Raw genomic sequence first — 25686 nt, forward strand, 5'->3', positions numbered from 1 at the left:
GACGCCAATGATCGTTCCCCTGATCAAGTCCGCCGCCAATGGCGCGGCGCGCCGCTGGTCTGTCTTGCGCGAGCGCGAAGAGGTGCAGAAGGGTCTGAAAGTTCTTCAATACAGCCTTCTGGCGGCGATCATCGTCTATCTCCTTTACAAGCTGACCCATATGGGCTGGCGCGACGTGATCGGATCGCTGCCGGAAAGCCCGTGGTTCTATCTTTTCTTTGGTTTGCGGTTTTTCGCGTTGCCGGTCTCGGAGCTGGCGCTTTACGAAATTGTCTGGTCGCGGCCGCTGGTGCGCCATTTCTTCGTTTTCATTCGAAAGCGCGTCTATAATTTCGCCGTGATGGGCTATTCCGGCGAGGCGTTCCTGACGATCTGGGCGCGTCGCTGTCTATCGTTGCCGCACAAGACCATCCTTGTCGGCGTAAAGGACAACAACCTTCTCTCGGCTTTCGCCTCCAACGCGGCCACTGTCGTCCTGCTGGTGACGCTCGCGGCGACCGGCGGGCTCAAAGCCGGGCTGGAGGCGTTTCCGGGCGCGCGCTGGCTATTTGCGCTGGCGTTCCTGTCCGCCGGCACGCTGTCGGTGCTGGTGATGGTTTTCCGCGATAAGCTGATGGCGCTGCCCAAGGGGGTGATGCCCCGCCTCATCAGCGTCCATGGCGGGCGGCAGGCGCTGATTATCCTGCTTCATGCAGCGATGTACGCATCGGCCCTTCCGGGGGCGCCTGTTATGGCCTGGATCATGTTCATCACCATGCAGCTTGTCCTCAGCCGCGTCCCGTTTCTGCCCAATCAGGACATCGTCTATCTGGGGGCTGCGCTCAGCCTCGCCCCGATTGTGGGCGCCCCGGAGGCGGCGGTGGCGGGGATGCTGGTGGCTGAGGCCGGGCTTTCCCAAGTCTTCAATATCGCCATGTTTTTTGCGACCGCCCATATAGCCCGAACCGAGATCGGCGCTCAAAATCGGAATAAGCCGTTGCCGGCCGGGGCGGTGTCCTAAAATCGACTTGAAAACCTGCGGTTTTTGGGTTGCTGGCTTTCGAAACGGTCCGGAATTCGCTAGAGACCGTTGTCCCAGGCGTTGCCGGGCCGGCGGAGCCCGGCCGGGCGCCGCCAGTTTTGTTTTTCGGCAGGTGCGCTCCCGCCCATGCAGCTCATAGATCGTTACATTCTGCGCTCTGTTTCGACGCCGCTTATTCTGGCGCTGACGGTGGCGGGCATGTTGCTCCTGATGGAGCACATGTTGCGGTTGTTCGATTTCGTGCTGGCCGAACAGGGGCCGGTGGATGTCGTCTGGCGCATGCTCGCCAATCTGGTGCCCCATTATCTGGGGCTGGCGCTGCCGCTGGGCGCCTTTCTCGGGGTAATGCTCGCTTTCCGCAATCTGTCCATGTCGTCGGAACTTGACGCGCTGAACTCGTCGGGCGCGTCTTTCGGACGGCTGATGCGCCCCGTTTACATGCTCATCCTTGTTCTGATGCTGTTCGACTTTCTTCTTGTCTCCTACATTCAGCCTTTCGCGCGATACAAATATCAGCAAATCCGTTTCGATGTGACGTCCGGCGCGCTCGGCATCAAAATTCCGGCTGGCGAATTCATCGAGATCAGCGACGGCGTCACCATTCGTCTTGGCGAGATCAATGCGGAGACCCGCGATGCGCGCGATATTTTTCTTGAGCGCAAAACGCGCGACGGGGGCCGGACAGTGATTACCGCGCGTTACGGATCTATTTCGACGACGCCTGAAATCACGTCGCTGCTGTTGAAATTACAGAGCGGGCGTCAGGTGATCATCAACGCGCTGGGCGACCGGATTCAGTCGCTGGATTTTGAAAGTTTCGATCTTGAGGTCGATCTGCCGGCCATCGGCGTTTTCCGTGACCGCGGCGGCGACGAGCGGGAGGCGACGATCAATGAAGTCATTCGCTATTTACGCACGCAGCCGAAAAACGCGGAGCTTTACGGCGACTATTACGCCGGCCTTCAGTGGCGCATCCTGCATCCGCTGACGTTTCTTGTCCTGCCGATCCTCGGGGTCGCCATGGGCGTGACGGGCCGCCGCCGCGCTTCAAACCTGAAGCCTGTAATCGGCGTCGCCATCCTGATCGTCTATCACGAAGTGGTGGAGGAATGGGGCAAGGTGATCGCCGCCAAGGGCCAGCTTTCCCCGTTCATCAGCATGTGGGGCATCTTCTTTATTTTCGCGTTGCTCTCGGCCTATCTCTATAGCGGCGCGATCGATCAGGCGCGCAAGACGAAAGTCATGTCGCGGCGGGCGAGCGAGCCGGTGCGGATTGCGGCGCCGACGGCGGATGCGGCAGAATGAAATACGCGCGCAACATTCTCACCAATTATGTGGGGCGGATGTTTTTTGTCCGCTTTATTGGGCTCCTGATCTTTTTTGTGATCATCCTTCAGATGCTCGATCTGTTGAATCGCTCAAGCGACATTTTGTTGGCCGAAGGGTCGGGCTGGCCGTCACTGCTGCGCTATATCTCATTGCGTACGCCTCAGATCATCAGCCAGTTTACGCCCTTTGCCGCGCTGCTAGGCGTTGTCCTGACGCTCGCCGGTTTGTCCCATACCAGCGAGATTACTGTGATGCGCGCCGCGGGCATGTCGGTGAACCGCGTTCTGTTTCCGCTCGGTTTCGTTTGTGGACTGATTACGCTCGCGCACTTCATCTTTCATGAAACGGTGACGGTGCGAACCTCAGAGCTGCTCGATTACTGGGAAGTGAATGACTACGCGGTTGATCTGCCACCCGAAAGTGATACGCGCACGGATATTCGCATCAATTACGACGGTGAGTTCATCTCCGCGGAAAGCGCCGCGCGCTACGGCGACGCGGTGGTGCTGACCGGCGTGAATATTGACGATATGAATGACGGCCTGTTCGTGGAGGCTATTGAGGCGCGCTCGGCGCGCTATGCCGACGGCGCTTGGCGCCTTTACGGCGTGCGCAATCTCAATGCGCTCGACCAGACCGTGTCGCAGGCCGATGAAGTGATCTGGACAAACAGCCTCGATCCCGAGCTGTTATTCGCGATGACGCTTGAGCCGGAGCAGACCAGTCTTGTGGAGCTCTCCGCCAAAATCGAACAGCTCAATAATGACCGCGCCGATACGCGCGCGCCCATGACGGCGTTTCTGTCGCGCTTTTCCAAACCCATGGCGACGCTGGTGATGCCGCTTCTCGGCGCCATCGCGGGGTTCGGCGTCCATCGTCAGGGTGTTCTGCTCGCCCGGGCCGTGACCGGCGCCGCGCTTGGTTTTGGCTATTTCGTGGCGGAAAACCTCGCCCTCGCCTTCGGCTCTCTCGGGGTGGTGCCGGCGATTATCGGCGCTTTTTTCCCGCTCGCCATTTTTATGGTCGTCGGGTTCTCGATTATTCTTTCAATGGAAAACTGATCGATTCTTCTTGCTTAACAGCTTGTCAATGTTCTCGGTATAGTTGTATATAGTGCAATCTATAGTTGCAGTATTCGCAACGGCCAGATGCGGGCTGAGCTAGAATAGGCGAGGGGCTTATGAGCGGGTTGATCCTGAAACTGCGTCCTCATGAAGAGCTGATGATCAACGGCGTGCTTGTTGAAAATGGCGAGCGCAACGCACGGCTCAGAGTGAAGACCGAAGGCGCGCATATCCTTCGCCTCAAAGATGCGCTGAAGCCGGAAGAGGCGACAACCCCTCTGAAGCGGGCTTATTACATCGCCCAGCTCGCTGTGGCCGGACAGTTGTCCGGCGTTGAGGCGGGAGCGATCCTGACCGAAGCGCTGGAAAACGCCTCGGAACTCTCCCCTGACCTGGATGTCGAGACCGATCTTGGCGCCTGTGTCGCCCGGCATGATTTTTATCAGGTGATGCGATCCTTGCGGGGATTGGCTTTCGCCGACCGGGCCCCTGATGAAGACGAAGGCGCAAGCCCGTCCGGCCGGGCCGCCGCCGCTATCTAGCTGCCAGTCAAAACTGCGCCGCGCCTTGTGCGCGCGCGCCATATGCCCCAAATAGCCCGCCATGGCGGAACCCACCGACATCATCACCTTTGGCTGCCGGCTCAACGCCGCTGAAAGCGAAACCATGCGCCGGCTTGCGGCTGGCGCCGGGCTTGCCGATGCGGTGGTGTTGAACACTTGCGCGGTCACCAATGAGGCCGTGCGCACAGCGCGCCAGCGCATTCGCCGTGCGAAACGCGAACGCCCCGATGCGCGCATCATCGTCACCGGCTGCGCGGCGCAAACAGAACCCGGCGCTTTCGCCGCCATGCCGGAAGTCGCCGCGGTTATCGGCAATCAGGAAAAACTCGACGCCGCGCAGTGGGAAACGCTGGGGCAGGCTTTAGGCCAGGAACCGGCGCAGGAAGCGGACGAGATTATCAGCGTCAATGACATCATGTCGGCGCGCGAAACCGCCGGGCATATGATCGACGGTTATGGCGACCGCGCCCGCGCTTTTCTGCAAATTCAAAATGGCTGCGATCACCGCTGCACTTTCTGCATCATTCCTTATGGCCGCGGCAATTCACGTTCAGCGCCTGTCGCGCAGGTGGTCGAACAGGCGAAAAAGCTTGTGGGTGCGGGCCATCGCGAGCTGGTGCTCACGGGTGTCGACATCACCTCCTGGGGCGCCGATCTTGACGGGGCGCCAAAGCTTGGCGCGCTGATCGCCGCCATTCTTGACGGTGCGCCTGACCTTTACCGCCTGCGGCTTTCCTCCATCGACGGCGCGGAAATTGATGACGAGCTGTTTGAGCGGGTTTCGGGCGATGCGCGCGTGGCGCCGCATCTTCATCTCTCGCTTCAGGCTGGCGACAATATGATCTTGAAGCGCATGAAGCGCCGACACAGCCGCGAAGACGCGATTGAGTTATGCGCAAGCATACGAAAGCGCCGTCCCGACATCGCTTTCGGCGCTGACATCATCGCCGGGTTCCCGACGGAAAACGAAGAGATGTTTCAAAACAGTCTCGACATTGTCGACGAGGCGGGGCTGTCCTGGTTGCATGTTTTTCCGTTCTCGCCGCGGGAGGGAACCCCGGCGGCCCGCATGCCGCAATTGCCGCGCGCGACGGTTAAAGACCGCGCGGGGCGTCTGCGCGCCAAAGGCGATGCGGCGGCGACGGCGTTTCTCGACAGTCTGGTCGGGCGGACCGAAGACGCCATTCTCGAGAGCGGCGGTCGCGCACGACTCGGCAATTTCGCCGTGGCGCGGATTGAAGCGCCGGGGCGCATCGGCGATATCGTCCGTATCAGGATTACCGGGCGCGATGATGGTGCCCTTCTCGGCGAAGCGGCGTAAAGTTCAAGTTCAGGAAAGGTGAGGGCCCCCTTTGGCAGGTAATTTCTTCTCCGGCATGTTTGGCAAGAAAAAGCGTGAGAGCGAGGACGCACCTGCGGAAGATTCTGCGCCCGCCGCTGAAATGAAAGACATTGAGACAGAGCCTTCCGGCGATCTGGCAGGGGAGGCGATTCCGGAAGCGGATATCTCCACGAGCGCCCCTGCCCCTGCCTCTGACCCGGTCCCGGTGTCTGCCGCCGCTGACGCCGCGCCGCCGCCTGAGAAGAAAAAAGGCTGGCTGTCGCGCCTTCGCGACGGGCTTTCGAAATCGTCGGACAAGCTCACCGAAGGCGTCACCGCCATCTTCACCAAGCGCAAGCTCGATGACGATACGATTGACGAGCTGACGGACCTTCTCATCACGGCGGATCTCGGCGTTCCCGCCGCGACGCGCATCACCACGGCGCTTGCCAAAGACAAGTTCGACAAAGACATCACAGACGAGGATGTGCGCAGCGCGCTTGCGCTCGAAGTCGCCGCGACGCTCGCTCCGCATGAAAAGCCGCTTCAGATCGATAGCGCGAGAAAGCCCCATATTCTTCTGATGGTGGGGGTCAACGGCGCCGGGAAGACCACCACGATCGGCAAGCTGGCGAAAAAATTCGCCGATGACGGAAAATCCGTCATGCTCGCCGCCGGCGACACGTTCCGTGCGGCGGCGATTGAACAGCTTCAGGTCTGGGGCGACCGGACGGGTGCGCCGGTGGTCGCCCGCAAGGTCGGGGCCGACGCTGCGGGGCTCGCTTTTGATGCGGTGAAAGAGGCGCAGGAAAAAGGCGTCGATATTTTGATGATCGATACGGCGGGGCGGCTTCAAAACCGCAAGGAATTGATGGACGAACTCGCCAAGATCGTGCGTGTGATCAAAAAGCTCGATGAAACCGCGCCCCATGACGTGATTTTGACCCTCGACGCCACGGTGGGCCAGAACGCGCTCAGCCAGGCGAAGGTCTTCACGGAAATCGCCGGCGTTACAGGCCTCGTCATGACCAAGCTGGACGGCACGGCGCGCGGCGGCGTCCTTGTCGCGCTTGCGGATCAGTTCAAACTGCCCATTCACTTCATCGGCGTCGGCGAAGGCGTTGAGGATTTGCAAAGCTTTAACGCCGATGCCTTCTCCAAGGCGTTGGCGGGCCTCGCCGCGTAACGCCGCAAAGTAAAATTCAGGGATTTCCGATGAGTTCAGACGTGCAAGTGAAGGGTCAGAAACTGACCGGCGGCGCCAAGTTCGCGGTGGAGATGGGCCCGCTCGCCATCTTCATGATTTCCTATTTTTTCGGAGGCCGCCTGGTCTCGCTTGCGGGCGCTGTCACCGGGCATGAATGGTGTCTGCGTGAAGGCTCGGAAATGTATCTCGCCGTCGCGGCTTTTATGCCGTCTTTCGCGCTCGCCTTCGCCTATAGCGTCTGGAAAGAAAAACGCATCGCCCCAATGCTGCTTGTCAGCGGCGTCATTATCGGCGTTCTCGGCACCCTGACGCTTGTTTTACATAACAAGACGTTTTTCTACATGAAGCCGACAATCGTCTACGCGCTTTTTGCGGCGCTGCTTTACGCCGGGCTGCGAACAGAGCGTAATTTCCTGCGCACTCTTTTTGACGGCGCCCTGCATCTGCCTGACGACGCCTGGCGCACCCTGACCATCCGCTATGCGCTCTTTTTCGCGGCGCTCGCCGTGGCCAATGAAATCGCCTGGCGCTGGCTGACCGCCGGATGCCCGCCGGAGCCTGCGCTTCCTGCGGCGTCCGAGGCGGGCGGCTGGGCCTGGCTTCTGACTGAGTGCGGCGTCGAACAGGTCGCTAAATGCGCGGGCGAGGCTAATTGGGTGAAGCTCAAGGTGTTCGGCTTCACGCTTGTCAGCCTGATCTTCACGGCGGTGCAGGCCCCCTTCATCGCCAAGCACATGCCCGAAGAGAATGAAACCGAAGACGACACGCCGTCGTCTTAAAGTCCGTCCACAGGATTGGAGAAGGGCGCAAAGTCGCTGCGGTCTTTCGTCTCGAAATAATGCCGCAAGGCCCAGCCGACTGATGGAAAAGCAAGATCGGCCCAGGGGATGTCCGCCCAGTCATAAAGTCCGACCGCTTCGCTTTCGGGGCCGGTGGCGATATCGGGATGTTTCAGCTTCGCCCGGAACATGAGTTGCACCTGCGAAATCCGGGGGATCGAATAGACCGCAAGCAAGCGTTCAATTTCAATATCCGCGCACGCTTCTTCCCGGGCCTCGCGCGCGGCGCCGTCTTCGGCGGTTTCGTGCAATTCCAGATAGCCGGCCGGCAGCGTCCAGTAGCCGATGCGCGGTTCGATGGCGCGCTTGCACAGGAGAATCTTTTCTCCCCAGGTAACGACAGAGCCGACGACGATTTTCGGATTTTTATAGTCAACAAACCCGCAAGTCGCGCAGACGTCGCGCTCCATCGAATCGCCATCCGGAACCTTGCGGATGAATTCGGGTTCATGTTGTGGCGTTTTCTGCATCGTCTCCACCCGGAAGAGGCATACGGACGATCCGTTCAAATCGGATATTTTCCGCATACGTAGGTATTGCATTTTCGCATATGGCGCGCGATATGCTACCCCACAAGACAGACAGTCAAAACCGTCCGCATCGGGCGTATTTTCAAAGGCGTATAGACACGCTTACGCGGCGCCGCACCCGGGCGGCGTTGCAAAAGATCAAGAGTGGAGATCATGAATAAAAAACCGTTATGCCGGAATGCGTTTGGAATTTCCGCCGTGACCGGAGTGTTGGTGATCTAAGATAGCTCAAAATCGCTTTTTTACGTTCTATTCGCCTTTTAGTAGCCAAAAACGGAGAATAATATGGCTTACTCACTGAAGAACTCGCCAGGCCATCTGTTGCGCCGCGCGCAGCAATACGCCCATGACCTTTATTCCACCGAAGTTGGCGCCAGTGGTCCGACCCCGCGTCAATATGAGGTCCTTCACGTCGTCGCCCAGAATGCCGGTCTTAGCCAGACCGATCTGGTGCAGCAGACGGGCATCGACCGCTCCACTCTCGCTGACATGATCGCGCGGATGATGAAAAAGGGCCTTTTGTCGCGCAAACGCACCAAGGAAGATGCGCGCGCCAACGCCGTATCGATAACGCCGGCTGGCAAACGCATGCTGACCGCCGCCAATGCGAAAGTCGCCAAGGCTGAAAATGCTGCGCTCGCCGTTCTGCCGAAAACCCAGCAGGCCGCGTTCATGAAATCGCTGCGCACTTATGCCGAGGCTCTCGACAAGATGGCCGAAGGCGCCGCCGCCCCGGCGAAAAAGAAAACCACGCGCAAGGCCGCCAAGAAAAAGGCGCCCGCCAAGCGTAAAACGACCGCGAAGCGCAAGACCACGAAAAAGCGCCGGACGAAGCGTCGCTAGAGCCTTTTACAACAGATCAAGTCTCACGGGATTTTGATGACAGGCAAACGCCGCTCCAAAAGAGCGGCGTTTTCTTTTTTACAGCGTTTAGCGCCTTCGCGGCGCGCGCCATTCAGCTGTCGGAGGCGGGCCGCCAATGCTGTTGCTTGAGCTTACCGGGCGCGGCGGATAGCCGCCCATGGAGATCATGCGGTCATACATGACCACAGCTGCGGCGATCGAAAGATTGACGCAAAACCGCGTTGGAATTTTCACAAGGTGCGTGCACAGCGCGCTGGCTTCGGGCGACAGGCTGCCCTTTTCCGGGCCCAGGAGATAGGCCGCGTTCAAGGGATGACGAAAGCTTGGCAGGTCGACCGCGCGATCATCAAGCTCGACCCCGACCAGAACGCAGCCCTTGGGTAGGCGCATGTCGTCAAGCGTCGCCCATTCGTAAAGCGGCAGATGTGTGTCCGATTTCGACGTATCGGCGAGATTGACCTCTCGCGCCTTGTAATGGGCCTTGATGCTGAAGGCGAAGCTCGCGTTAAAGGCGTGGGCGGTCCTCAAGACCGCGCCCAGATTCATCGCCTTTGAAATGCGTTCTGAACCGATGCCGAAATAACCGCGCATGAGATGCCCCTTCGCCCTGGTCGCGCCTACCGGGTGGGGCGCATGGGGTCAAGCCGGGCTTTCTTTATTATGTTCGGGTGGGCGCCCACATGGACCTTCAAGCCCGTTTCAGGGCATGCTGGGTCTATGAGTGAAGCCAGCAACGAAAACGGCGACGACGATCGCATCAAATTTCTGGTGATTGCCTCCGCCGCGCCGGAAGCGCGCCTCGCCGCGTTTTTTGCAGGCCGGCGCGCCCGACGCTCCAATGCGCGTGTGGCGTTGCTTGCGATTGTCGAACCGCCGGAATTCGGTCATTGGGCCACGGTCGCGGAGACCATGCGGGCCGAAGCCCATGAAAAGGCCGAAGGCATCCTTCGCGAATTCGCCGCCGAGGTGAAAGCGCAATCGGGCGAGGACCCGGAAGAGATTGTGCGTGAGGGAGTGATGGTGGACGAAATCCGAAAACTCATCGACGAGGACCCGGCGATGTCGATCCTCGTGCTTGGCGCTTCGACGGAAAGCTCCGGGCCGGGTCCGCTCGTGTCGGCGCTTGCCAAAAATCCGGCTTATCTCGGCGCGCGGCGCATTCCGGTGACGGTGGTGCCGGGAGAGATGACGCGCGATGAATTGCGACGGCTTGCAGGCTGATGGACGCGGACAGGTTTCATCTGCCGGGAAAGCATTATTTCCTGTCCCATTCGGTCGGGGCCCAGCCAAAGTCCTGGGAAAGGGCGGTCATGGCCGGCTATGCGGATCCCTGGCGCACCGAAGGGTTCCATGTCTGGGGCCCGTGGTTTGAGACGCTAGAGCGTTTCAAAGCCGGGCTGGCGCCGATCATCGGCGCGGCGCCGGGCGATATTTGTCCGCAGGCGAATGTTTCTGGGGGCGTGTCAAAAATCCTTTTCTCCCTGCCGGAACGAAAAGGCCGTACAAAAATTGTGCTGACCGAAGACGCTTTTCCCACCGTCGGTTTCGCGCTGGCGCAGGGCGCGCGCCACGACTACGAGCTTGAGTTTATCCCCGGGGGCGACCGTCTCGCCGACCCGGATGCCTGGGCCCGCGCCTTTGCCGATGACGTGCAAATGGTCGTTCCCATGCAGGTCTATTCGAATTCGTCGGTGCTGGCCCCGATTGAAGAGATTGCAAAACGGGCCCGCGCGGCGGGCGTTTTCTCGCTGGTGGATGCGGCCCAGGCGGCAGGCGCGGTTCCTTTGAAGCTCAATGACTGGCGGCCGGATTTCGCTGTGGGCACTTCGCTTAAATATCTGTGCGGCGGGGCTGGCGCCGCCTGGCTTTGGGCCAATCCGGACACTGCGAAGCAATGCAGGCCGCTTGATGTGGGCTGGTTCTCGCATGAAGATCCATTCGAGTTCGATATTCATCATTTCGATTATGCGCAGGGCGCTGCGCGCTTCACTGGCGGCACGCCGTCGGTCGCGCCTTTCGCCGGGGCGGCTGCGGCGCATGAGATTATCAACGCGCACGGAGTTGATGCGATCTATGCGCATAACCAGCGCCTGTTGTCGCGCCTCATCAATGCGCTGCCGCGCGATGCATTTATCTCATCTACGAACGAAGGCGCGCGCGGCTCCGCCGCCTTGATAAAAGTTCGCGATTATGAGGCGGCCGCGCAAGCGCTGGCGAAAGCGGGCGTCGGCCATGACACACGCCTCGGCGCGGTGCGCATTTCGGTTCATCTTTATAATGAAGAAAACGACATCGACGCGTTTATCGCGGCGATCGAGCCGCAGCTATAGATCGAATTTCAGCGACACCGGCGCATGATCCGACGGTTTCTCCCAGTCGCGCGCGTCGTCATGAATGCGATAGGCGTCGCGGCCCAGCGCCAGCGCCGGTTTTTTCAGGGCCGGGCTGACCCAGATATGATCGAGACGGCGGCCGCGATTAGATGCGCGCCAGTCCTTCGCGCGATAGGACCACCAAGTATACAGCTTTTCCGGCTCGGGGATCAGTTCGCGCGCCACATCGACCCAGCCGTGAGACGCGATGACGGCGTTCAGTTTTTCAACTTCGATAGGCGTGTGCGAGACGACTTTCAAAAGCTGTTTGTGGGACCAGACATCGTTTTCCGTCGGCGCCACGTTGAGATCGCCCACCAGCACCGCTTTCGAGCGCGGGCCCAGCTCACCGAACCAGTCGCGCATCTCGTCAAGGAAATCGAGCTTGTGCGCGAATTTCTCGTTCTTCTTTGGGTCCGGTTCGTCGCCGCCCGCGGGCACGTAAAAATTGTGGATGCGGATGCCGCCCGCGACGCTCGCCGCGATATGGCGGCAATCGCCCTTGTCGCAGAAGCCGCGGATTTCAACATTTTTCAGCGGCAGTTTCGAAATGATAGCGACGCCGTGATAACCGGCCTGTCCCGACACCGCCTGATGTTCATAGCCCGCGGCGCTCAGCGCCTTTGCCGGGAAATTATCGTTCAGACATTTTATTTCCTGAAGACACAACACATCCGGCGCTTCTTCCTTGAGGAAACGGGTGACGTGATCGATCCGTAGGCGGACGGAATTGATGTTCCAGGTGGTGATTTTCATGGGGCGGGCGGGCTCTCATGGGGGGCGGGAGTATGGCCCCGGATAGGGGGCGGGCGCGGGAGCGTCAAGACGCAAGCGGCCCCCCAGACGCTCTGCGCAATTGCCGGATGGGCCGGCGCGGCGTAGGAGCGGCGGTCGATGGAGAGCCTCGCGCAATTTTTGCCGGATGCGATCCCCTTGTGGGCCGCCATACTGGTCGTTTTTTCAAGCTTTTTCACAGGCGCGATCACGGCGGCCTTCGGGCTTGGGGGCGGGCTGGCGCTGCTGGCCGTGATGAGCGCGGTGTTTCCCGCCGCCGCGGTGGTGCCGGTTCACGGGGCGGCTCAGGCCGGGGCCAACGCCGGGCGGTTCTATCTCCAGCGCAGGGAAGTGGTCTGGCCGATTGTCCTGTGGTTCAGCCTTGGCGGGCTGATCGGCGCCGGGTTCGGCGGCCGCCTTGCGGTGGAGACGCCGGTCTGGCTGTTGCGCGGGGGTGTGGGCGCTTTTGTCATCTGGAGCCTTTGGGGGCCGAAACTGAAAGGCTTCGCCCCCGGCAAGGCGACCTATTTCACTGTGGGGGTCGTGACCGGGTTTCTCACCATGTTTTTCAGCGCCACAGGCCCGATTGTGGCGGCGATGCTGTCGGCGACTGCGCTCGGCCGGCTCAATATCGTCGCGACCCATGCGGCGGCCATGGTGATCCAGCACATCATGAAAATCACGGCCTTTGGCCTGCTCGGCTTCGCCTATGGGGAATGGGCGTGGCTTTTGGGAGCGATCCTGATCTCCGGTTTCGCCGGCACCTATATGGGCACCCATTATCTGCGGGCCATGCCGGAGGAGACTTTCCGCAAGGGGTTTCGCTTTATCCTGACGGCAGTCGCGGTTTATCTGCTCGCCGCGGCGCTTCTGGAAATCAGAACAGGTTGAAGGACGAGCCGGTGATGCAAACCGGCCAACGGCCGAATTCAAACAGGCGAAACTTGGCCGCCAGCGGGTGATTTTCGGCGTCGAAATCACTATCCGCCGCCGCGATCAGAGCGAGCGCCGCGCCGTTGGCGGCCTGCACAGCCGCGCCGACGCAGAGCGTCTTGATCTGTTCGTCGTCGAGGTCGCTGAGATAGGAGAGCTCCTCGACGGCGTCCTTGGCGGGTTCGGATACTTTCTCGGCGATCAGCGCCATGCCGATCCGCAAGGCGTCCTCGGAAAGAAGATCGAGGGCCCGGCCCGTCAGGTCCGCGCGTAGGGATTCTTCGGCTTCCCAGGCGGCGCTCTGCCAGTCGAGGCTCTCGGCGACTGAGGCCGCATCCTCCCAGTCCATCAGCATGGCGATCTCGGCGTCCGGAAAGCCAAGCCCCGCGCAATAATCCTCCGCCGCCGCTTTCGCGCCGGGGGTCAGCGCCTCGCCGATATTGGCGAACCACGGAATGCGGTCGAGGGAGCGGGCGAAGCGCGACAGACGGGCAAGGCCCGGCAGCTCTCGTTCCAGGTCTTCGAGATCGGTTTCGTCCATGAAAGGGTCCTTCCGGAATCGACGGTTCGGCGGGCGCCCGCGAGTGCGAGGCTGCGTCAGACATAGGCTCGCGGCGCCAAAGAAAAAAGGCGTCCGATCACGAAGATCGGACGCCAAGCTGCGCTGTTGCGCCTACGCCGGGAGGGGATATTCCGGCGACGCGGTTGGCATATCAGGCCTGCAAGCGGGGGGGCAACGCCGGCCCAACATCATTGCCTATCGCGTAGTGTTACATTAACGCATCAGGGGGCGTTTTTTCAATAGGAAGACGAAAAAAAACTTGCGTGTGACACTGTTACAAAATGGCAAGCATTCGGTGGACCAGAATGACCTACCTGTCCAGGAACCGGCCACCCGCATCAGGCGCCCGGAAAAGGCTGTTGGCGAGGCGCTCGCCATAAACCACCTTGTCGAGGGTGACGACGGTGATCCCGCCCTGAAGGTCGCGCACAATCCAGCGGCGCAGTTTCAGATCGGGCGCATCGGCGATGATGGTGAGTTCGCCTTCGGTTTCTTCGTCCTCGGACGCAAAGGTGATGGCGACGGTGTCGACGCCGCGGTCGACGGAGACAACGCGCGCGTCATCGCGATCGATCTTTTTCTGTAACAGAAATTTCAACGGCGTTTTGCCGGCGGGATAAGAGTCCGTTGTCTCAAGTTCTTCATCGCGCACATAGACCATGCCGCCATTGGCGACGATCAAAAGCGGGGCAGGCGGATCATATTCAAAACGCAAAAGACCCGGGCGCCGCAGGTAAAACTTGCCTTCCGAGATAGCGCCGGACGGTGCGATCTGGGTGAAGTCGCCTTGCAACGTATCGAGCCCTTCAAGCCAGCCGATCAGTTTTTCAACGACCGCCTCGTCGTTTTCATCTTCAAAGGCGAGGGGGCCGTCATAGTCATCGCGCAAGTCAGCGCTCACGGCGTCGGCGCCGGGTTCTGCTGTGTTCACCGCCGCCGCGCTAACGTCTTCAACGGCGATCTCTTCCGGTTGTGGTTGGGGCTGCGTTGCTGCGGGCGTTTCCGCCTGCGCCAGAATAATCGGTTGCGCAGGCTCATGCGCTGCTGGTCGCGCGGCCATGGCGCCGTCAACGCACATCAGGGAAATAGCAGACAAAAGCGCAAGGCTCATGGGTCGTCTCCTGTTGTCTTGAGCTTTATCTAGGAAAGGCCGGTGTCCAAAGGAAGTCGCGATTATGGCGTGGAAATGGCTCCCTTGCACAAATCCCACACGAAATTGTGACTTACCCCATCAGCGCGTAAGGGCCGCCGCGCTCCAGCGCGCGGGCATAGGCGGGCCGCGCCTGAAACCGCATCCGGTAGGCCGCGATATTGGGGTAGGCGTCGCCGCCAGCGCCGCGTGCAGAGAATGCCTCCACGGGAAAGCTCATGATGATGTCCGCTGCGGTGATGTCGTCTCCGGCGAGCCATGGCGTGTTGCTCAGCGTCGCTTCAAGGAAATCATATTGCGCTTTCATCGTGTGGTTGAGATAGCCTTCGCGTATGGAGTTGGCGATTTTCTTTGCGATTGGTTTGGCGAAAAACGGCATCGGTGCCGTTTCAATCCGGTTCACGAACAGCGTGAACACAAGCGGCGGCATGTAGGTTCCTTCCGCCGCATACATCCAGTAGCGGTATTGATCGAAGGCCGGGGTTCCCGGGGCGGGGCGAAACTTGCCGTGGCCATAGGCGTCAAGAATATGCTCGATCATCGCGCCCGTCTCGGCGAAGATTTTTCCGTTGTCGTCGATCACTGGCGACTTGCCGAGCGGATGCACGTTCATCAGTTCCGGCGGCGCGAGATTGGTCTGTTTGTTTCGCTCATATCGCTTGACTTCGTAAGGTGCGCCAAGCTCTTCCAGGAGCCAGAGAATGCGTTGCGACCGGGAGTTTTCCAGGTGATGAACTGTCAGCATAAAGAGGTTTCCTAATAAAGTTTCCCAAGTGCGTCTTTGGTGAAATTCTGCAGATCGCCGTTGCGGCCGTCGCGAATTTTCACAACCCATTCCGGATCCTGCAACAAGGCCCGGCCGACGGCGATCAGATCGAACTCTTCGCGGTCCATCATTTCAACCAGGCGGTCAAGGCTGGCGGGCTCTGATGCCTCACCGCCATAGGCGGCGATAAACTCACCGGACAGTCCCACAGAGCCAACTGAAATCGCCGGTTTGCCGGTGACTTTCTTCGCCCAGCCGGCGTCATTGAGCGCTGAGCCTTCGAAGGACGGCTCCCAGAAACGGCGCTGCGACATATGGAAAATATCAATGCCGGCCTCGACTAGCGGCGCCAGCCATTGCTCCATTTCCTGCGGCGTCGCCGCCGTCTTGGCGCTGAAATCCTGTTGCTTCCATTGCGACAGCCGGATGATCAGCGGATAGTTCGCGCCGACTTTTTCCCGTGTCCGGCGAATGATCTCACAGGCGAAATGGGTGCGGCCTTTCCAGTCGCCGCCCCATTTGTCGTCGCGCAGATTGGTCTGATCCCAGAAGAAGCTGTCGAGGAGATAGGAATGCGCGCCGTGAAATTCGACAGCGTCAAAGCCGAGCTCTTTTGCGGCGACGGCGGCGTCGACAAACTCGGTGATGGCGGTTTCTATTTCGGCTTCCGACATCGGCTCCCAAATCGCCTTGCCCGGAACCTTCACCCCGGAGGCCGACCAGGACGGAATATCGGGATGGGCCGTTTTTTCAGGGTTGCGGTAAGGCCCTTCATGCCAGAGCTGGACGCCGATCTTGCCGCCCGCGCCATGGACGCCGTCGACGACTTTTTTCCAGCCTGCTTTTGCGGCGTCCGTGACGATATTGGGCACATTCGGTGTGCCGCTCGCGGTCGTTTGATTGGTCGAGACGCCTTCGGTGAGAATAAGTCCGACATCTCCCTCGGCGCGGCGACGGTAATAGGCGGCGACATCCTCGCCCGGAATATTGTCCGGCGAAAAGCTGCGGGTCATGGGCGCCATGACAATACGGTTTTTAAGGTTGAGATTTTCTGATGTGAACGGCGTGAACAGAATATCGGTCGTCGCGGACATGAAGGGCTCCTTTTGAACCTCGCTTATGTGCGGGAAGGAGCCCGTGCATACAAGACTGCAACGCAGCCTCAGCCGGTCACTGATTGGCGAGGGCCGCCATCAGGCTGGATTTTTCGCACTGTTCGTCAATGCTGACAGAAGGATCATCGCGCAACCAGGACTGGTAGTAAGTTGTCAGTTTTCCATGACCTGTCTCGAAGGCGCGAACCGGTTTTGCGCACAGCATGGCGAGAATCAGGCCGTGCAGGCGGTTGGTCACCACCTCTTCATGTTCCTGAAAAAGGCGAAAGGCGCGGATTACGAGTCCTGTGCGCCAGGCGCGCCACAGCGCTAGCGGCAACGGTGTGTGCAGGGTCTTTTCGTCGAGGCGGTGCAGGTAATGTCCGGCCTTCATCATCCGCCAGTCATGTGCAGACAGGAAACCCGGCCAGTCGAGGAGGCTGTCCTGCGGCGCGCCGGCGATGGCGTCGATGTCGGCGTTTGCAAATCCCGGGTGATCCTGCCGGACAAAATACAGCGTTCCTGCGGACGGGGTCTGCCCGTGCTGCGCGATAGCGCCATCGAGATAGTGCGCGATGTCCGGCAAGGCTTCGATGTTGTTGTGAAAGTGTTGCTGCAACATGGCGACGGTTATCTGGTCGCGCCCGCATATCGTGAGATTTTCGAAGCGGGCGAAAAGCGCGGCGGTGCTTTCCAGCGATTTCGGGTCTTTGAAAAACACTGTTTGTGGAAAGATGACGGCCTGCTGCGCCGGATGCGCCCGCATGACATCTTCGCGCAGCCGCTGATGCGCCTTGTGCACATCGCCGAAATTGCCGCCGCCCTGAAACACGAAGACCGTGTCCGGCGAAAACTGTTTTGACAGCGCCTTGCGGTAATTCTGGATGCAATAGCTGTCGATGACCCGGTTGCCGTTATCCCTGAAAAACGCCTCCGTCGCGTAGGAAATCAGGATGTCGCCGACATTGTGGTAAACGGCGTAATCGAAATGAACGACAGGCGCGCCTTCTGGGACGAGCCTTTTCAGCGCGCTGAGGCGTGACTTCAAAAAGCCGGTATGGGGCGCATGCTGGTTCATGAGGCTCGCAGGGACGGACCGGGGCATTTGGCCCCAATCGCCTTATTAAAGTCTTGAAAGGGCGGCGAAAGTCGTCCAAGTCGCCGCGCCTTGCAATTAAAGTTTCCGTAGGGCCCGATCGCCCATGGCCTGCGGCGTCTTCTCTCGGTAGAACCCGACCATGAAATTCCTTGATCGCGCGAAAATCTATGTCCAAAGCGGCGCCGGCGGTAATGGCTGTCTGTCATTCCGGCGGGAGAAGTTTATCGAATTCGGCGGCCCCAATGGCGGCGACGGCGGCGCGGGCGGCCATGTCTGGGCCGAGGCCGTTGAAAATCTCAATACGCTCATCGACTATCGCTACCAGCAGCATTTCAAAGCCAAGGGCGGGCGTCCCGGCGAGGGATCGAACCGTACCGGCGCTTCGGCCGAGGATCTTGTGATCAAGGTGCCGGTTGGCACGCAGATATTCGAAGAAGACGAAGAAACGCTGATCGCTGATCTCGATACGCCGGGCGAGCGCGTGTTGCTCGCCAAGGGCGGCAACGGCGGTTTCGGCAATGCGCGGTTCAAGTCGTCCACGAACCAGGCGCCGCGGCGCGCCAATCCCGGCCAGCCGGGAGAGCAGCGCACGATCTGGCTGCGTCTGAAACTGATCGCCGATATTGGCCTTGTGGGTCTTCCCAATGCGGGGAAGTCGACCTTTCTGGCGGCGGTTTCCGCTGCGAAACCAAAAATCGCGGACTATCCGTTTACGACGCTTCACCCCAATCTCGGTGTCGTGCGCGTCGGCGAGGGGCAAAGTTTCGTCCTCGCTGATATTCCCGGCCTGATCGAAGGCGCCCATGAAGGCGCGGGGATCGGTGACCGCTTTCTCGGTCATGTGGAGCGCTGCGCGGCCTTGCTTCATCTCGTGGACGGCACGCAGGAAGATGTCGTGGGCGCCTGGCGCACTGTGCGCGGCGAGCTTGAGGCGTATAGCCAGGACCTCGCGAAAAAACAGGAAATCGTCGCGCTCAACAAGATCGACGCGCTGACGCCGGAAGAGATCGAGGCGCGCAAGGTCGCCCTCTCAGATGCGTCCGGCGTTGATGTGGAAATCATTTCAGGGGCGACCGGCAAGGGCATTCAGCCCTTGTTGCACAAGCTCATGGCGCTGGCCGCCGCTGCGCGCGGTGAACAGATAAAACCGGTCGAGATTGACGAGCCGGAAGACGAGCAGTGGACGCCGTAACGGCTGTTTGATCGCCGCGCCGGTTGGATTCTCCTCTCGGCCCCCTTAAGTAGGGCCCGCCGCAGCCGGGGGTGGTCCTTGCCGTCAAGTCAGAAGACAGAGCGCCGTCGTATCGGGCTGCTGGGCGGCTCGTTCAATCCGCCGCATCAGGGCCATCGCGAGATTTCACTTGCCGCGCTGGAGCGGATGGGGCTCGACGCCGTGTGGTGGCTGGTGACGCCGGGCAATCCGCTCAAAGATCCCAAGATTTACGCGGCCTATGAAGACCGCCTGAGGTTGGCGCGGGTCGTCGCCAATCATCCCGATATCGTCGTCAGCGACTTTGAGCGCCGCCGCGGTTTGCAATATACCGCTGAAACCCTCGACGCGCTGCAGGCGATCAATCCGAACGCCGCCTTTGTCTGGCTCATGGGCGCCGACGGGCTCGCGAATTTTCATCGCTGGAAAGACTGGCGCCATATCGCCGAAACCGTGCCGATCGCGGTTTTTAACCGCCCCGGTCACAGCAATGACGCACTCGTGAGCGAAGCTGCAAAAGAGCTCGGCGTTTTTCGCATCGACCCTGAAGACGCCATGTCGCTAAGTGAAACCGACCCGCCCGTATGGGTGTTCTTTGCGGATACGGAAAATCCGCTTTCCTCAACCGCCATCAGGAGCAGAAAAATCAGCCATTCCCTAACCATAGACCGTCCCGATGACCTTATCGCCCCTTGTGGCGCGCTCGCCTTTTTTCTCGATCTTCATCCTGATCTCGGCGATTTCCGCGCCGATGTGATCGAAGGGCTGTCGCTGCCGCAGAAAACCATTTCACCGAAATATTTCTATGACGACGCGGGCTCCAAGCTGTTCGATCAGATCACCGGGCTTGATGAATATTATCCGACCCGCACCGAGAAAAAGGTCTTTCTGGAAAACGCTGCTGAGATCACCGCTGCGATCGGGCCGCGCGCGGCGATTTTTGAATATGGCTCCGGCTCCAGCGAAAAAATCGAATGGCTCGTGAACGGATTGAAAGAGCCGGCCGCTTATGTGGCGATGGATATTTCCCGCGATCATCTGCTTGAAAACGCATCAGCTATTGCGGAGGTGCTGCCGATCCCTGTCGCGGCGATCTGCGCCGATTTTCATTCGCCTATTGAGCTCCCGAAAAGCGTTCTTCCGCCCGCCGATCACTGGCTCGGCTATTTTCCGGGCTCGACCCTTGGCAATATGACCCTGTCGGCGGCGAAGAGTTTTCTGGAGCGGGCCTCGGCGACGCTCGGGCCCGGCGCGCAATTCCTGATTGGCGTCGATCTCGTCAAGGATAAAGCTGTGCTTGAAGCCGCCTATAATGATGCGCGCGGCGTGACGGCGGCGTTCAACATGAACCTCCTTGCACGGATGAAGTCGGAATTGGGCGCCAAGCTCAATATCGATGATTTCGAACATTACGCCTTTTACAATGACATTGAGGACCGCATCGAAATGCACTTGCGCGCCAAGCGCGCCACGGTGATTGAGGTCGATGGCGAGCCCTATGGCTTTGTTCCCGGCGAGACGCTGCATACGGAAAACTCGCATAAATTCACGCTCGAAAAGCTTAAGGCTTTGGTTAACCAAACCCCCTGGCGCCTTGAAAAATCATGGACTGACGAAAAGGCCTGGTTCGGCGCGTGCCTTTTGAGCAACAGCTAATTTGGCCGTTCCGGTTGGAGCGGGCCGGAAACGGCACTATATCTGTCATGCGGGAACGTTCCCGCGCAGCGTATGGAGAGCGGAGCTGAACGCACAGCATGGCGCCGCGGCCGCCGGTAAGGCCGCAATAGGACTGGCTGCAAACCAGTCCCATCTGGGGCAGGAGACTGAGGGCGCATTGGCGAACCTCACTCCCGAAGAACGCAGCCAGGCAATTTTATCCCTCATTCTTCAAGAGCTTGATGACGATAAAGCCGAGAATGTCGTCACCATCCCGCTGGCGGGAAAGTCCGATATCGCCGACGCCATGGTGATTGCATCGGGCCGTTCGCAGCGCCATGTGAGCGCCATGGCTGACAAGGTCATGCGACAGCTCAAGGCCGCCGGCATGGGCCGGGCGCGGATCGAAGGCGCAGGCGCCTGCGACTGGGTCCTGATCGACGCTGAGGATGTGATCGTTCATCTCTTCCGCCCTGAAGTGCGTGATTTTTACAATCTTGAACGCGCCTGGTCGGAAGCGGCGCACATTCCTGCGAAATCCGACGCCTGAGAACCGGCCACACACAAGCCGCACACACAAGGAAGTCCCGCCCATGCGGCTCATGATCGCCGCCATCGGCAAAATGCGCGGGCGCGCCGAGGCAACGCTCGTCGAAGACTATCTCGACCGGGCGTGCGGCTTCGGGCGCCGCATCGGATTTTCCGACGTCGCCTTAAAGGAATTCGAGGCGCCGAGGGCGCTGTCGGGCCCGGCGCTTAAAAAACGCGAAGGCGAACTTCTCCTCGCCGCCGCGCCTGACGGCGCCAAACTCTTCGTTCTCGATGAAGCTGGGGAAAATATTTCCAGCGAAAAACTAGCCGCCCTGCTTGAGCGAATGCGCGATGACGGCGCGCCGGAGGCGGCGTTTTTCATTGGCGGCGCCGACGGACATGATGCGCCGCTGCGTGAGAAGGCCGATCATCTCATCTCTTTTGGAAAAGCAACCTGGCCGCATATGCTTGTCAGGGCGATGCTGGCGGAGCAACTATACCGGTCCATGACCATACTCTCCGGCCACCCTTATCATCGTTCATGACGCTGCGGCTTTTCCTTTTCGCGCTTGCTTTTCTCACGCCGCTGCATGCGCGCGCGCAGGTCGATTCCGATGAGCTCAAGGCGGTGGAGCAACAGCTCAAGGAACGCGCGGAAGAAGAAAAGCGCCTGAAAAACGAAGCCGCCGCCAAGCAGCGCGAGGTCTCGGCGCTGCGCAACAGCCTGATCGAAACGGCGAATTCCATTCAGGAATCGGAGCGCAAGGTCGCCGGGCTTGAACAATCCATCGACGAACTCGAAGCGGAAAAGATCGAAGCCGAGGCGGCGCTGAAAAAGGAAAGCGAGAATCTTTCCGATGTGCTTGCCGCGCTTCAGTCGCTGGAAATGTCGCGCCCGCCGGCGCTGCTCGTTAACCCGGAAGACGCCAACAAAGCGGCGCGTGCGGCGATGCTTCTGTCTGACGCCGCGCCGGAAGTCGAAGCCCGCGCCGCGCGCCTTCGCGGCGCTATTGAACGTCTCGCCGCCCTCGCCCGGGATCTGGATCGGGACCGCGCAAATTTCACCAAGGAAAGCGGCGCCCTCGCGGCGCGCCGCGATGTCTTGGCTGAGCTACTAACGAAGAAAGAGCAGGAGCATAATGTGGCCGAGGCGCTCGCCGCCTCCGCCCAGCGCGAGACGGCGCGGATCGCCGCGCAGGCCTCAACCTTGCGGGAGCTGATCGACCGCCTGTCCCGGCTCGCCCATCTGATCACCCCGCGGCTGAAGCCCCCGGCACCCAAAGAGGCCCTGCCGGAGCCGTCCTCAACCCCGAACCTGCCGAGCATCAAACGCACCGCGCCGGAGCCGGTTATCACCGCCAAAGCCTTTGGAGAGGCGCGCGGCGCCCTGCGCGCGCCGGTCGCAGGACGGTTAACAGGAGATTACGGCAAGTCCCGTCCGGAAGGCGGGATTTTCGAAGGCCTCCGATTTTCCGTGCGCGATCAAGCCATTGTGACCTCTCCGTTCGAGGGAAGGGTCAAATTTGCTCAAAGCTGGCCTGAAGTTGGCAATCTCATCCTGCTGGACGTTGGCGATGGCTACCATATATTGTTTATGGGCGTTGGTCGTTTCCTGGTGGAGGAGAACCAGCGCATCACGGCCGGGGAACCGGTGGCGGAGATGTCCGGCGGGGGCGCGCTGGATTTCGAGATCCGCAAAAATGGAGAGCCCGTTAACCCGGCGTTGTGGCTCTCCCGTAAGACTATGGAAAGCCTCCAATGATGGAGGCCCAAGCAAGGTGTAGATTATCAATGGTCAAAAGCCCTAAAAACGCTCTCCGCTCTTCGACAGTTCATTCGCGCGGCAAGCGCTATTCCAGCGGCGCCCTGATCGCGGCCGCTTGCGGCGGCGCGCTGGTCTTTGGCGTCCTGTCGAGCGCTGTCTTTGCGCGACCGTCGATTTCCGCGGACACATTCCGCCAGCTCGATCTCTTCGGTGAGGTCTTTGAGCAGGTGCACGAGAATTATGTCGCCGACCCGGAAGACGCCGATCTTATCAAAGGCGCCATCGACGGCATGCTCGACACGCTCGATCCCCATTCGAGCTATCTCACCGCCGAAGATTACCAGACCATGCAGGAGCAGACGCGCGGCTCTTTCGCCGGTCTCGGCATCACCGTGCAAATGGACAATGAAGGCCCCGACAAAGGCTATGTGAAGGTCGTCAGCCCGATTGACGATACGCCTGCGGCCCGGGCCGGCATGAAGACCGATGATTTGATCGTTGAAATCGACGGCGAAGATGTTTTCGGCATGTCTCTCGACGAAGCCATTTCCAAGCTCAAGGGCGAGAAAGGCACCAAGATCGATATTGGCGTCGTGCGCGACCGCGAGAAAGAGCCGTTCGACCTGACGCTGGTGCGCGACATCGTCAATGTTCCCTCGGTGATCTCGCGCGTCGAGAACGACCAGTTCGGTTATGTGCGCATCACCAATTTCAGTGAGCAGACCCGCGACGGCCTGATGAAGGCGATCAAGAGCTTTGAAAAAGACATTCCCGGCGGGCCTAAAGGCCTTGTCCTTGATCTGCGCTCCAATCCGGGCGGGCTTCTGGATCAGGCGGTGGCGGTTTCCGACACGTTCCTCAGCGGTGGTGAGATCGTCTCCACCCGCGGTCGCCGTCCACGCGACACCATGCGCGAAATGGGCACGCCCGGCGACCGGCTGAACGGCAAGCCTGTTGTGGTTCTTATCAATGGCGGCTCGGCGTCAGCATCCGAGATCGTCGCCGGCGCCTTGCAGGACCGCAATCGCGCCCTGCTGCTGGGCACGAAATCATTCGGCAAGGGTTCGGTGCAGACAGTGATCCCGCTTCAGAACGGGCTTCAGGGCGCCCTGCGCCTCACGACGCAGCGTTATTACACACCGTCCGGCCGCTCCATTCAGGCCATGGGCATTGAACCGGATATCGCGATGCCGGTGATCTATCCGGGCCAGGACGAACTGGTTGAACGCCCCGGCGAAAAAGACCTGCCAAACGCGCTCGACGTCGCCGATGAAGAGACGGATGCAGAAGCCGAAACCGAGGAGGTTGCGGCCGCAGAAGGTGAGGATGGCAAGCCGAAAGTCGAGCCGTTCCTCTGCTCCTTCGAGGAAGACGGGGAGACCCCGGTCGACTGCCAGCTCAACCGTGCGCTTGAAATTCTCGCTGACGCCACAGCCTATAATCAGGCCCTCGCCGATGCGGGCGCAGCGCGCACCGAGGAGCATGCTTCGGCGCATTAAAGGGAACTCCTGATTTTACAGAAGAAACGGTCCAATGGGCGGCGCTTGCGCCGCCCATTTGTATTATGGGCGCGGGATCGGGCGAAAAACCGGCTTCCACTTTTTCTGATCCCGCGCGGATAATGGGCCCCGTTTTCGTTTGGTTAACCCTATTTTCCCTAGGGTGGGGGCGCAGGACGCCGCCCCATGCCGGGCGCGGCGCCGTTAGCGCGTGTCGAAGGTCGTCTGAAGATTTATGCCTCGCCGCAGACGTATGAAACCGCCGGTTTTGAGCCGCCTGACATGGGCCTGGCTCGGCTCGCTCGCGCTGTTTGCGGGAGCCGCCGGCGTCATGGTCTATTCCGCGCGGACAGGCGAAGGTCCGGGCCGCATTGCGCTGCCCGTGGATCGCATCGAAATTTTCGCGCGCAATGCGCCGCCGGCCCCCGGATCGGAAGAACGCATCGAGGCGCCGGTCCTGCGGCAGCCGCCGGCGGGTGAAATAAAGCTCGCGCAAACGGCTCCCGGTGAAGATTCCGAAGACGGTCTGGTTCTGATCTATCCAGGCGGTGATGATCTTCGTACGGATGATGAAGACGATCTGCTTTATGAAGATGACTATTTGGATGATGAGTCCGACGACGTTCGCTACAGCGCCGATGACGTCATCATCACCATCCCCGGCGCGAAGAAGGCGACGCCAGTCGCCGCCGCTTCCCTAGGGCCTTCGATCAGGCCCATTCCCGACCCTGACAGCGCCATGCTGCGCGTTACGGCGCTCGGCAACACCCCGCGCGTCGCCGCCGACGGCCGCCGCCCGGTCAGTTACTACGCCCGCCCCTATGAAGGCTCGCGGTCAAAGCCGCGCGTCGCGGTGATTGTCGGCGGGCTCGGCCTCAACGCCGCCGTGACCGAGCGCGCCATTGACGATCTTCCGCCGGAGGTTTCGCTGTCTTTTGCGCCTTACGCCAAAAATCTCGATTTCTGGACCAAGAAAGCCCGCGACGCCGGCCATGAAGTTCTGATCGAACTTCCCATGGAAGGCTATGGCGTCAATGCGCAGGCGCTGGGCGCCGCGGGGCTTCTCACCTCCCGCGCGCCAGAGGAAAACCTTCAGCGCCTTGATTGGCTGATGGCGCGTTTTGGCGGCTATTTCGCCGCCACGAATTATATGGGCGCCAAATTCTCCGCCGACGCCGATGCGCTCGGTCCCGTGCTCGACCGGCTGAAAAATTCCGGCGTTGGTTATATCGATGACACGGGCGCCGCTTCGCGCAGCGCCGGCGGGCTTCCCATCGCCACCGTCACCCGCATGATCCCCGCCGCAGCGGATGACGCCGATCTTCGCGATGTGAAGCGGGAGCTTGCGGCCCTTGAAAATGCGGCCAAACGCGACGGCTTTGCGCTGGGTAAGACCTACGCCTACGCCGCCACGATTGACGAAATCGCCGTCTGGGCGCGCGGGCTCGAACAAAAAGGCATCGCTCAGGCGCCTGCCTCTGCGCTCTTGCGGACAAGCGCCGCAACCCGGTAAGGGCTTGGTCGACGCGCCGCCACC

At 60.4% G+C, this 25686-nt stretch carries 26 protein-coding genes; 18 read left to right on the plus strand and 8 right to left on the minus strand.

Going from position 1 to position 25686, the window contains the following annotated elements; all coding sequences use genetic code 11:
- Positions 1-7: 7 nt before the first annotated feature.
- The 7 genes from ACFOOP_RS05465 to ACFOOP_RS05495 all read left to right on the plus strand — a co-directional run bounded on the left by ACFOOP_RS05465 (position 8) and on the right by ACFOOP_RS05495 (position 7284).
- Positions 8-1000, plus strand: a complete 993-nt coding sequence (locus ACFOOP_RS05465; protein WP_379879854.1) for a hypothetical protein — start codon at positions 8-10, stop codon at positions 998-1000.
- A 147-nt stretch (positions 1001-1147) separates the two neighbouring features.
- Complete coding sequence (locus ACFOOP_RS05470; protein WP_379879855.1) at positions 1148-2326, plus strand: LptF/LptG family permease; 1179 nt, start codon at positions 1148-1150, stop codon at positions 2324-2326.
- On the plus strand, positions 2323-3411 hold the full coding sequence (gene lptG / locus ACFOOP_RS05475) for an LPS export ABC transporter permease LptG (protein ID WP_379879856.1): 1089 nt from the start codon (positions 2323-2325) through the stop codon (positions 3409-3411). Before ACFOOP_RS05470 ends, lptG begins: the two co-directional genes overlap by 4 nt.
- A gap of 119 nt (positions 3412-3530) precedes the next feature.
- The gene (locus tag ACFOOP_RS05480; protein WP_379879857.1) at positions 3531-3956 is read left to right on the plus strand and encodes a flagellar biosynthesis repressor FlbT; all 426 of its coding nucleotides are present in this window, start codon (positions 3531-3533) and stop codon (positions 3954-3956) included.
- A gap of 61 nt (positions 3957-4017) precedes the next feature.
- Positions 4018-5298 (plus strand): tRNA (N(6)-L-threonylcarbamoyladenosine(37)-C(2))-methylthiotransferase MtaB, encoded by a 1281-nt coding sequence (gene mtaB, locus ACFOOP_RS05485; RefSeq protein WP_379879858.1) that lies wholly within the window; start codon positions 4018-4020, stop codon positions 5296-5298.
- Between the two features lie 31 nt (positions 5299-5329).
- Complete coding sequence (ftsY, locus tag ACFOOP_RS05490) at positions 5330-6484, plus strand: signal recognition particle-docking protein FtsY (RefSeq protein WP_379879859.1); 1155 nt, start codon at positions 5330-5332, stop codon at positions 6482-6484.
- Between the two features lie 29 nt (positions 6485-6513).
- Positions 6514-7284, plus strand: a complete 771-nt coding sequence (locus ACFOOP_RS05495) for an inner membrane-spanning protein YciB (protein WP_379879860.1) — start codon at positions 6514-6516, stop codon at positions 7282-7284.
- On the opposite strand, the gene ACFOOP_RS05500 is transcribed toward ACFOOP_RS05495, so the two are convergent.
- Positions 7281-7814, minus strand: coding sequence for an NUDIX hydrolase (locus ACFOOP_RS05500; RefSeq protein ID WP_379881516.1), 534 nt, complete (start codon positions 7812-7814; stop codon positions 7281-7283). The two genes, ACFOOP_RS05495 and ACFOOP_RS05500, sit on opposite strands and share 4 nt — an antisense overlap.
- A 345-nt stretch (positions 7815-8159) precedes the next feature.
- Here ACFOOP_RS05500 and ACFOOP_RS05505 point away from each other — a divergent pair, with 345 nt between their 5' ends.
- A complete protein-coding gene (locus tag ACFOOP_RS05505; protein WP_379879861.1) occupies positions 8160-8717 on the plus strand; it encodes a MarR family winged helix-turn-helix transcriptional regulator in 558 nt (185 codons plus the stop codon).
- Positions 8718-8804: 87 nt separating this feature from the next.
- Here the strand turns inward: ACFOOP_RS05505 and ACFOOP_RS05510 are convergent, their stop codons facing one another.
- Complete coding sequence (locus ACFOOP_RS05510; protein ID WP_379879862.1) at positions 8805-9329, minus strand: RNA methyltransferase; 525 nt, start codon at positions 9327-9329, stop codon at positions 8805-8807.
- Between the two features lie 126 nt (positions 9330-9455).
- Between ACFOOP_RS05510 and ACFOOP_RS05515 the strand changes: the two genes are divergently transcribed.
- Both ACFOOP_RS05515 and ACFOOP_RS05520 read left to right on the plus strand, forming a co-directional pair.
- Positions 9456-9959 carry a universal stress protein gene (locus ACFOOP_RS05515; RefSeq protein WP_379879863.1) on the plus strand — a complete coding sequence of 168 codons (504 nt, stop codon included), beginning with the start codon at positions 9456-9458 and terminating at the stop codon, positions 9957-9959.
- Positions 9960-10048: 89 nt separating this feature from the next.
- Positions 10049-11068: an aminotransferase class V-fold PLP-dependent enzyme gene (locus ACFOOP_RS05520; RefSeq protein ID WP_379879864.1), complete on the plus strand. Its 1020-nt coding sequence runs from the start codon at positions 10049-10051 to the stop codon at positions 11066-11068.
- On the opposite strand, the gene ACFOOP_RS05525 is transcribed toward ACFOOP_RS05520, so the two are convergent.
- Complete coding sequence (locus ACFOOP_RS05525) at positions 11063-11866, minus strand: exodeoxyribonuclease III (protein WP_379879865.1); 804 nt, start codon at positions 11864-11866, stop codon at positions 11063-11065. The genes ACFOOP_RS05520 and ACFOOP_RS05525 overlap by 6 nt on opposite strands.
- A 138-nt stretch (positions 11867-12004) precedes the next feature.
- Here ACFOOP_RS05525 and ACFOOP_RS05530 point away from each other — a divergent pair, with 138 nt between their 5' ends.
- Entirely contained in the window at positions 12005-12775 is a 771-nt protein-coding gene (locus ACFOOP_RS05530) for a TSUP family transporter (RefSeq protein ID WP_379879866.1), read from the plus strand.
- On the opposite strand, the gene ACFOOP_RS05535 is transcribed toward ACFOOP_RS05530, so the two are convergent.
- The 5 genes from ACFOOP_RS05535 to ACFOOP_RS05555 form a co-directional block, all read right to left on the minus strand.
- The gene (locus tag ACFOOP_RS05535) at positions 12762-13358 is read right to left on the minus strand and encodes a hypothetical protein (RefSeq protein WP_379879867.1); all 597 of its coding nucleotides are present in this window, start codon (positions 13356-13358) and stop codon (positions 12762-12764) included. The genes ACFOOP_RS05530 and ACFOOP_RS05535 overlap by 14 nt on opposite strands.
- A gap of 331 nt (positions 13359-13689) precedes the next feature.
- On the minus strand, positions 13690-14490 hold the full coding sequence (locus ACFOOP_RS05540) for a LolA family protein (RefSeq protein ID WP_379879868.1): 801 nt from the start codon (positions 14488-14490) through the stop codon (positions 13690-13692).
- A gap of 112 nt (positions 14491-14602) precedes the next feature.
- A complete protein-coding gene (locus ACFOOP_RS05545; protein WP_379879869.1) occupies positions 14603-15274 on the minus strand; it encodes a glutathione S-transferase family protein in 672 nt (223 codons plus the stop codon).
- Between the two features lie 11 nt (positions 15275-15285).
- Entirely contained in the window at positions 15286-16389 is a 1104-nt protein-coding gene (locus ACFOOP_RS05550) for an NADH:flavin oxidoreductase (RefSeq protein WP_379879870.1), read from the minus strand.
- A 76-nt stretch (positions 16390-16465) separates the two neighbouring features.
- The gene (locus ACFOOP_RS05555) at positions 16466-17494 is read right to left on the minus strand and encodes a polysaccharide pyruvyl transferase family protein (protein WP_379879871.1); all 1029 of its coding nucleotides are present in this window, start codon (positions 17492-17494) and stop codon (positions 16466-16468) included.
- A 133-nt stretch (positions 17495-17627) separates the two neighbouring features.
- Between ACFOOP_RS05555 and obgE the strand changes: the two genes are divergently transcribed.
- From obgE to ACFOOP_RS05590, 7 genes are all read left to right on the plus strand, one after another.
- Positions 17628-18680, plus strand: coding sequence for a GTPase ObgE (obgE, locus tag ACFOOP_RS05560; protein WP_379879872.1), 1053 nt, complete (start codon positions 17628-17630; stop codon positions 18678-18680).
- 78 nt (positions 18681-18758) lie between these two features.
- Positions 18759-20354 carry an L-histidine N(alpha)-methyltransferase gene (gene egtD / locus ACFOOP_RS05565; protein ID WP_379879873.1) on the plus strand — a complete coding sequence of 532 codons (1596 nt, stop codon included), beginning with the start codon at positions 18759-18761 and terminating at the stop codon, positions 20352-20354.
- Between the two features lie 178 nt (positions 20355-20532).
- A complete protein-coding gene (gene rsfS / locus ACFOOP_RS05570; RefSeq protein ID WP_379879874.1) occupies positions 20533-20904 on the plus strand; it encodes a ribosome silencing factor in 372 nt (123 codons plus the stop codon).
- Positions 20905-20947: 43 nt separating this feature from the next.
- A complete protein-coding gene (gene rlmH / locus ACFOOP_RS05575; RefSeq protein ID WP_379879875.1) occupies positions 20948-21430 on the plus strand; it encodes a 23S rRNA (pseudouridine(1915)-N(3))-methyltransferase RlmH in 483 nt (160 codons plus the stop codon).
- The gene (locus ACFOOP_RS05580; protein ID WP_379879876.1) at positions 21427-22647 is read left to right on the plus strand and encodes a murein hydrolase activator EnvC family protein; all 1221 of its coding nucleotides are present in this window, start codon (positions 21427-21429) and stop codon (positions 22645-22647) included. Before rlmH ends, ACFOOP_RS05580 begins: the two co-directional genes overlap by 4 nt.
- A 29-nt stretch (positions 22648-22676) precedes the next feature.
- Complete coding sequence (locus ACFOOP_RS05585; RefSeq protein ID WP_379879877.1) at positions 22677-24149, plus strand: S41 family peptidase; 1473 nt, start codon at positions 22677-22679, stop codon at positions 24147-24149.
- A 253-nt stretch (positions 24150-24402) separates the two neighbouring features.
- Complete coding sequence (locus ACFOOP_RS05590) at positions 24403-25662, plus strand: divergent polysaccharide deacetylase family protein (RefSeq protein WP_379879878.1); 1260 nt, start codon at positions 24403-24405, stop codon at positions 25660-25662.
- The last annotated feature ends 24 nt before the right edge of the window (positions 25663-25686 follow it).

It is taken from the genome of Hyphococcus aureus (assembly GCF_042643165.1).
Classification (GTDB): Bacteria; Pseudomonadota; Alphaproteobacteria; order Caulobacterales; family Parvularculaceae; genus Hyphococcus; species Hyphococcus aureus.

Bases quoted from the DNA above. Each gene is read 5' to 3' on its own strand.
- ACFOOP_RS05590 (WP_379879878.1), top strand. From the start codon at position 24,403: ATGAAACCGCCGGTTTTGAGCCGCCTGACATGGGCCTGGCTCGGCTCG.
- ACFOOP_RS05470 (WP_379879855.1), top strand. From the start codon at position 1,148: ATGCAGCTCATAGATCGTTACATTCTGCGCTCTGTTTCGACGCCGCTT.
- ACFOOP_RS05545 (WP_379879869.1), bottom strand. From the start codon at position 15,274: ATGCTGACAGTTCATCACCTGGAAAACTCCCGGTCGCAACGCATTCTC.
- ACFOOP_RS05580 (WP_379879876.1), top strand. From the start codon at position 21,427: ATGACGCTGCGGCTTTTCCTTTTCGCGCTTGCTTTTCTCACGCCGCTG.
- ACFOOP_RS05520 (WP_379879864.1), top strand. From the start codon at position 10,049: ATGGCCGGCTATGCGGATCCCTGGCGCACCGAAGGGTTCCATGTCTGG.
- ACFOOP_RS05495 (WP_379879860.1), top strand. From the start codon at position 6,514: ATGAGTTCAGACGTGCAAGTGAAGGGTCAGAAACTGACCGGCGGCGCC.
- lptG (WP_379879856.1), top strand. From the start codon at position 2,323: ATGAAATACGCGCGCAACATTCTCACCAATTATGTGGGGCGGATGTTT.
- rlmH (WP_379879875.1), top strand. From the start codon at position 20,948: ATGCGGCTCATGATCGCCGCCATCGGCAAAATGCGCGGGCGCGCCGAG.
- ACFOOP_RS05465 (WP_379879854.1), top strand. From the start codon at position 8: ATGATCGTTCCCCTGATCAAGTCCGCCGCCAATGGCGCGGCGCGCCGC.
- ACFOOP_RS05540 (WP_379879868.1), bottom strand. From the start codon at position 14,490: ATGAGCCTTGCGCTTTTGTCTGCTATTTCCCTGATGTGCGTTGACGGC.
- obgE (WP_379879872.1), top strand. From the start codon at position 17,628: ATGAAATTCCTTGATCGCGCGAAAATCTATGTCCAAAGCGGCGCCGGC.
- ACFOOP_RS05515 (WP_379879863.1), top strand. From the start codon at position 9,456: ATGAGTGAAGCCAGCAACGAAAACGGCGACGACGATCGCATCAAATTT.
- mtaB (WP_379879858.1), top strand. From the start codon at position 4,018: ATGGCGGAACCCACCGACATCATCACCTTTGGCTGCCGGCTCAACGCC.
- ACFOOP_RS05530 (WP_379879866.1), top strand. From the start codon at position 12,005: ATGGAGAGCCTCGCGCAATTTTTGCCGGATGCGATCCCCTTGTGGGCC.
- ACFOOP_RS05585 (WP_379879877.1), top strand. From the start codon at position 22,677: ATGGTCAAAAGCCCTAAAAACGCTCTCCGCTCTTCGACAGTTCATTCG.
- ACFOOP_RS05525 (WP_379879865.1), bottom strand. From the start codon at position 11,866: ATGAAAATCACCACCTGGAACATCAATTCCGTCCGCCTACGGATCGAT.
- ACFOOP_RS05505 (WP_379879861.1), top strand. From the start codon at position 8,160: ATGGCTTACTCACTGAAGAACTCGCCAGGCCATCTGTTGCGCCGCGCG.
- ACFOOP_RS05480 (WP_379879857.1), top strand. From the start codon at position 3,531: ATGAGCGGGTTGATCCTGAAACTGCGTCCTCATGAAGAGCTGATGATC.
- ACFOOP_RS05510 (WP_379879862.1), bottom strand. From the start codon at position 9,329: ATGCGCGGTTATTTCGGCATCGGTTCAGAACGCATTTCAAAGGCGATG.
- ACFOOP_RS05550 (WP_379879870.1), bottom strand. From the start codon at position 16,389: ATGTCCGCGACGACCGATATTCTGTTCACGCCGTTCACATCAGAAAAT.
- ACFOOP_RS05555 (WP_379879871.1), bottom strand. From the start codon at position 17,494: ATGCCCCGGTCCGTCCCTGCGAGCCTCATGAACCAGCATGCGCCCCAT.
- ACFOOP_RS05500 (WP_379881516.1), bottom strand. From the start codon at position 7,814: ATGCAGAAAACGCCACAACATGAACCCGAATTCATCCGCAAGGTTCCG.
- ACFOOP_RS05535 (WP_379879867.1), bottom strand. From the start codon at position 13,358: ATGGACGAAACCGATCTCGAAGACCTGGAACGAGAGCTGCCGGGCCTT.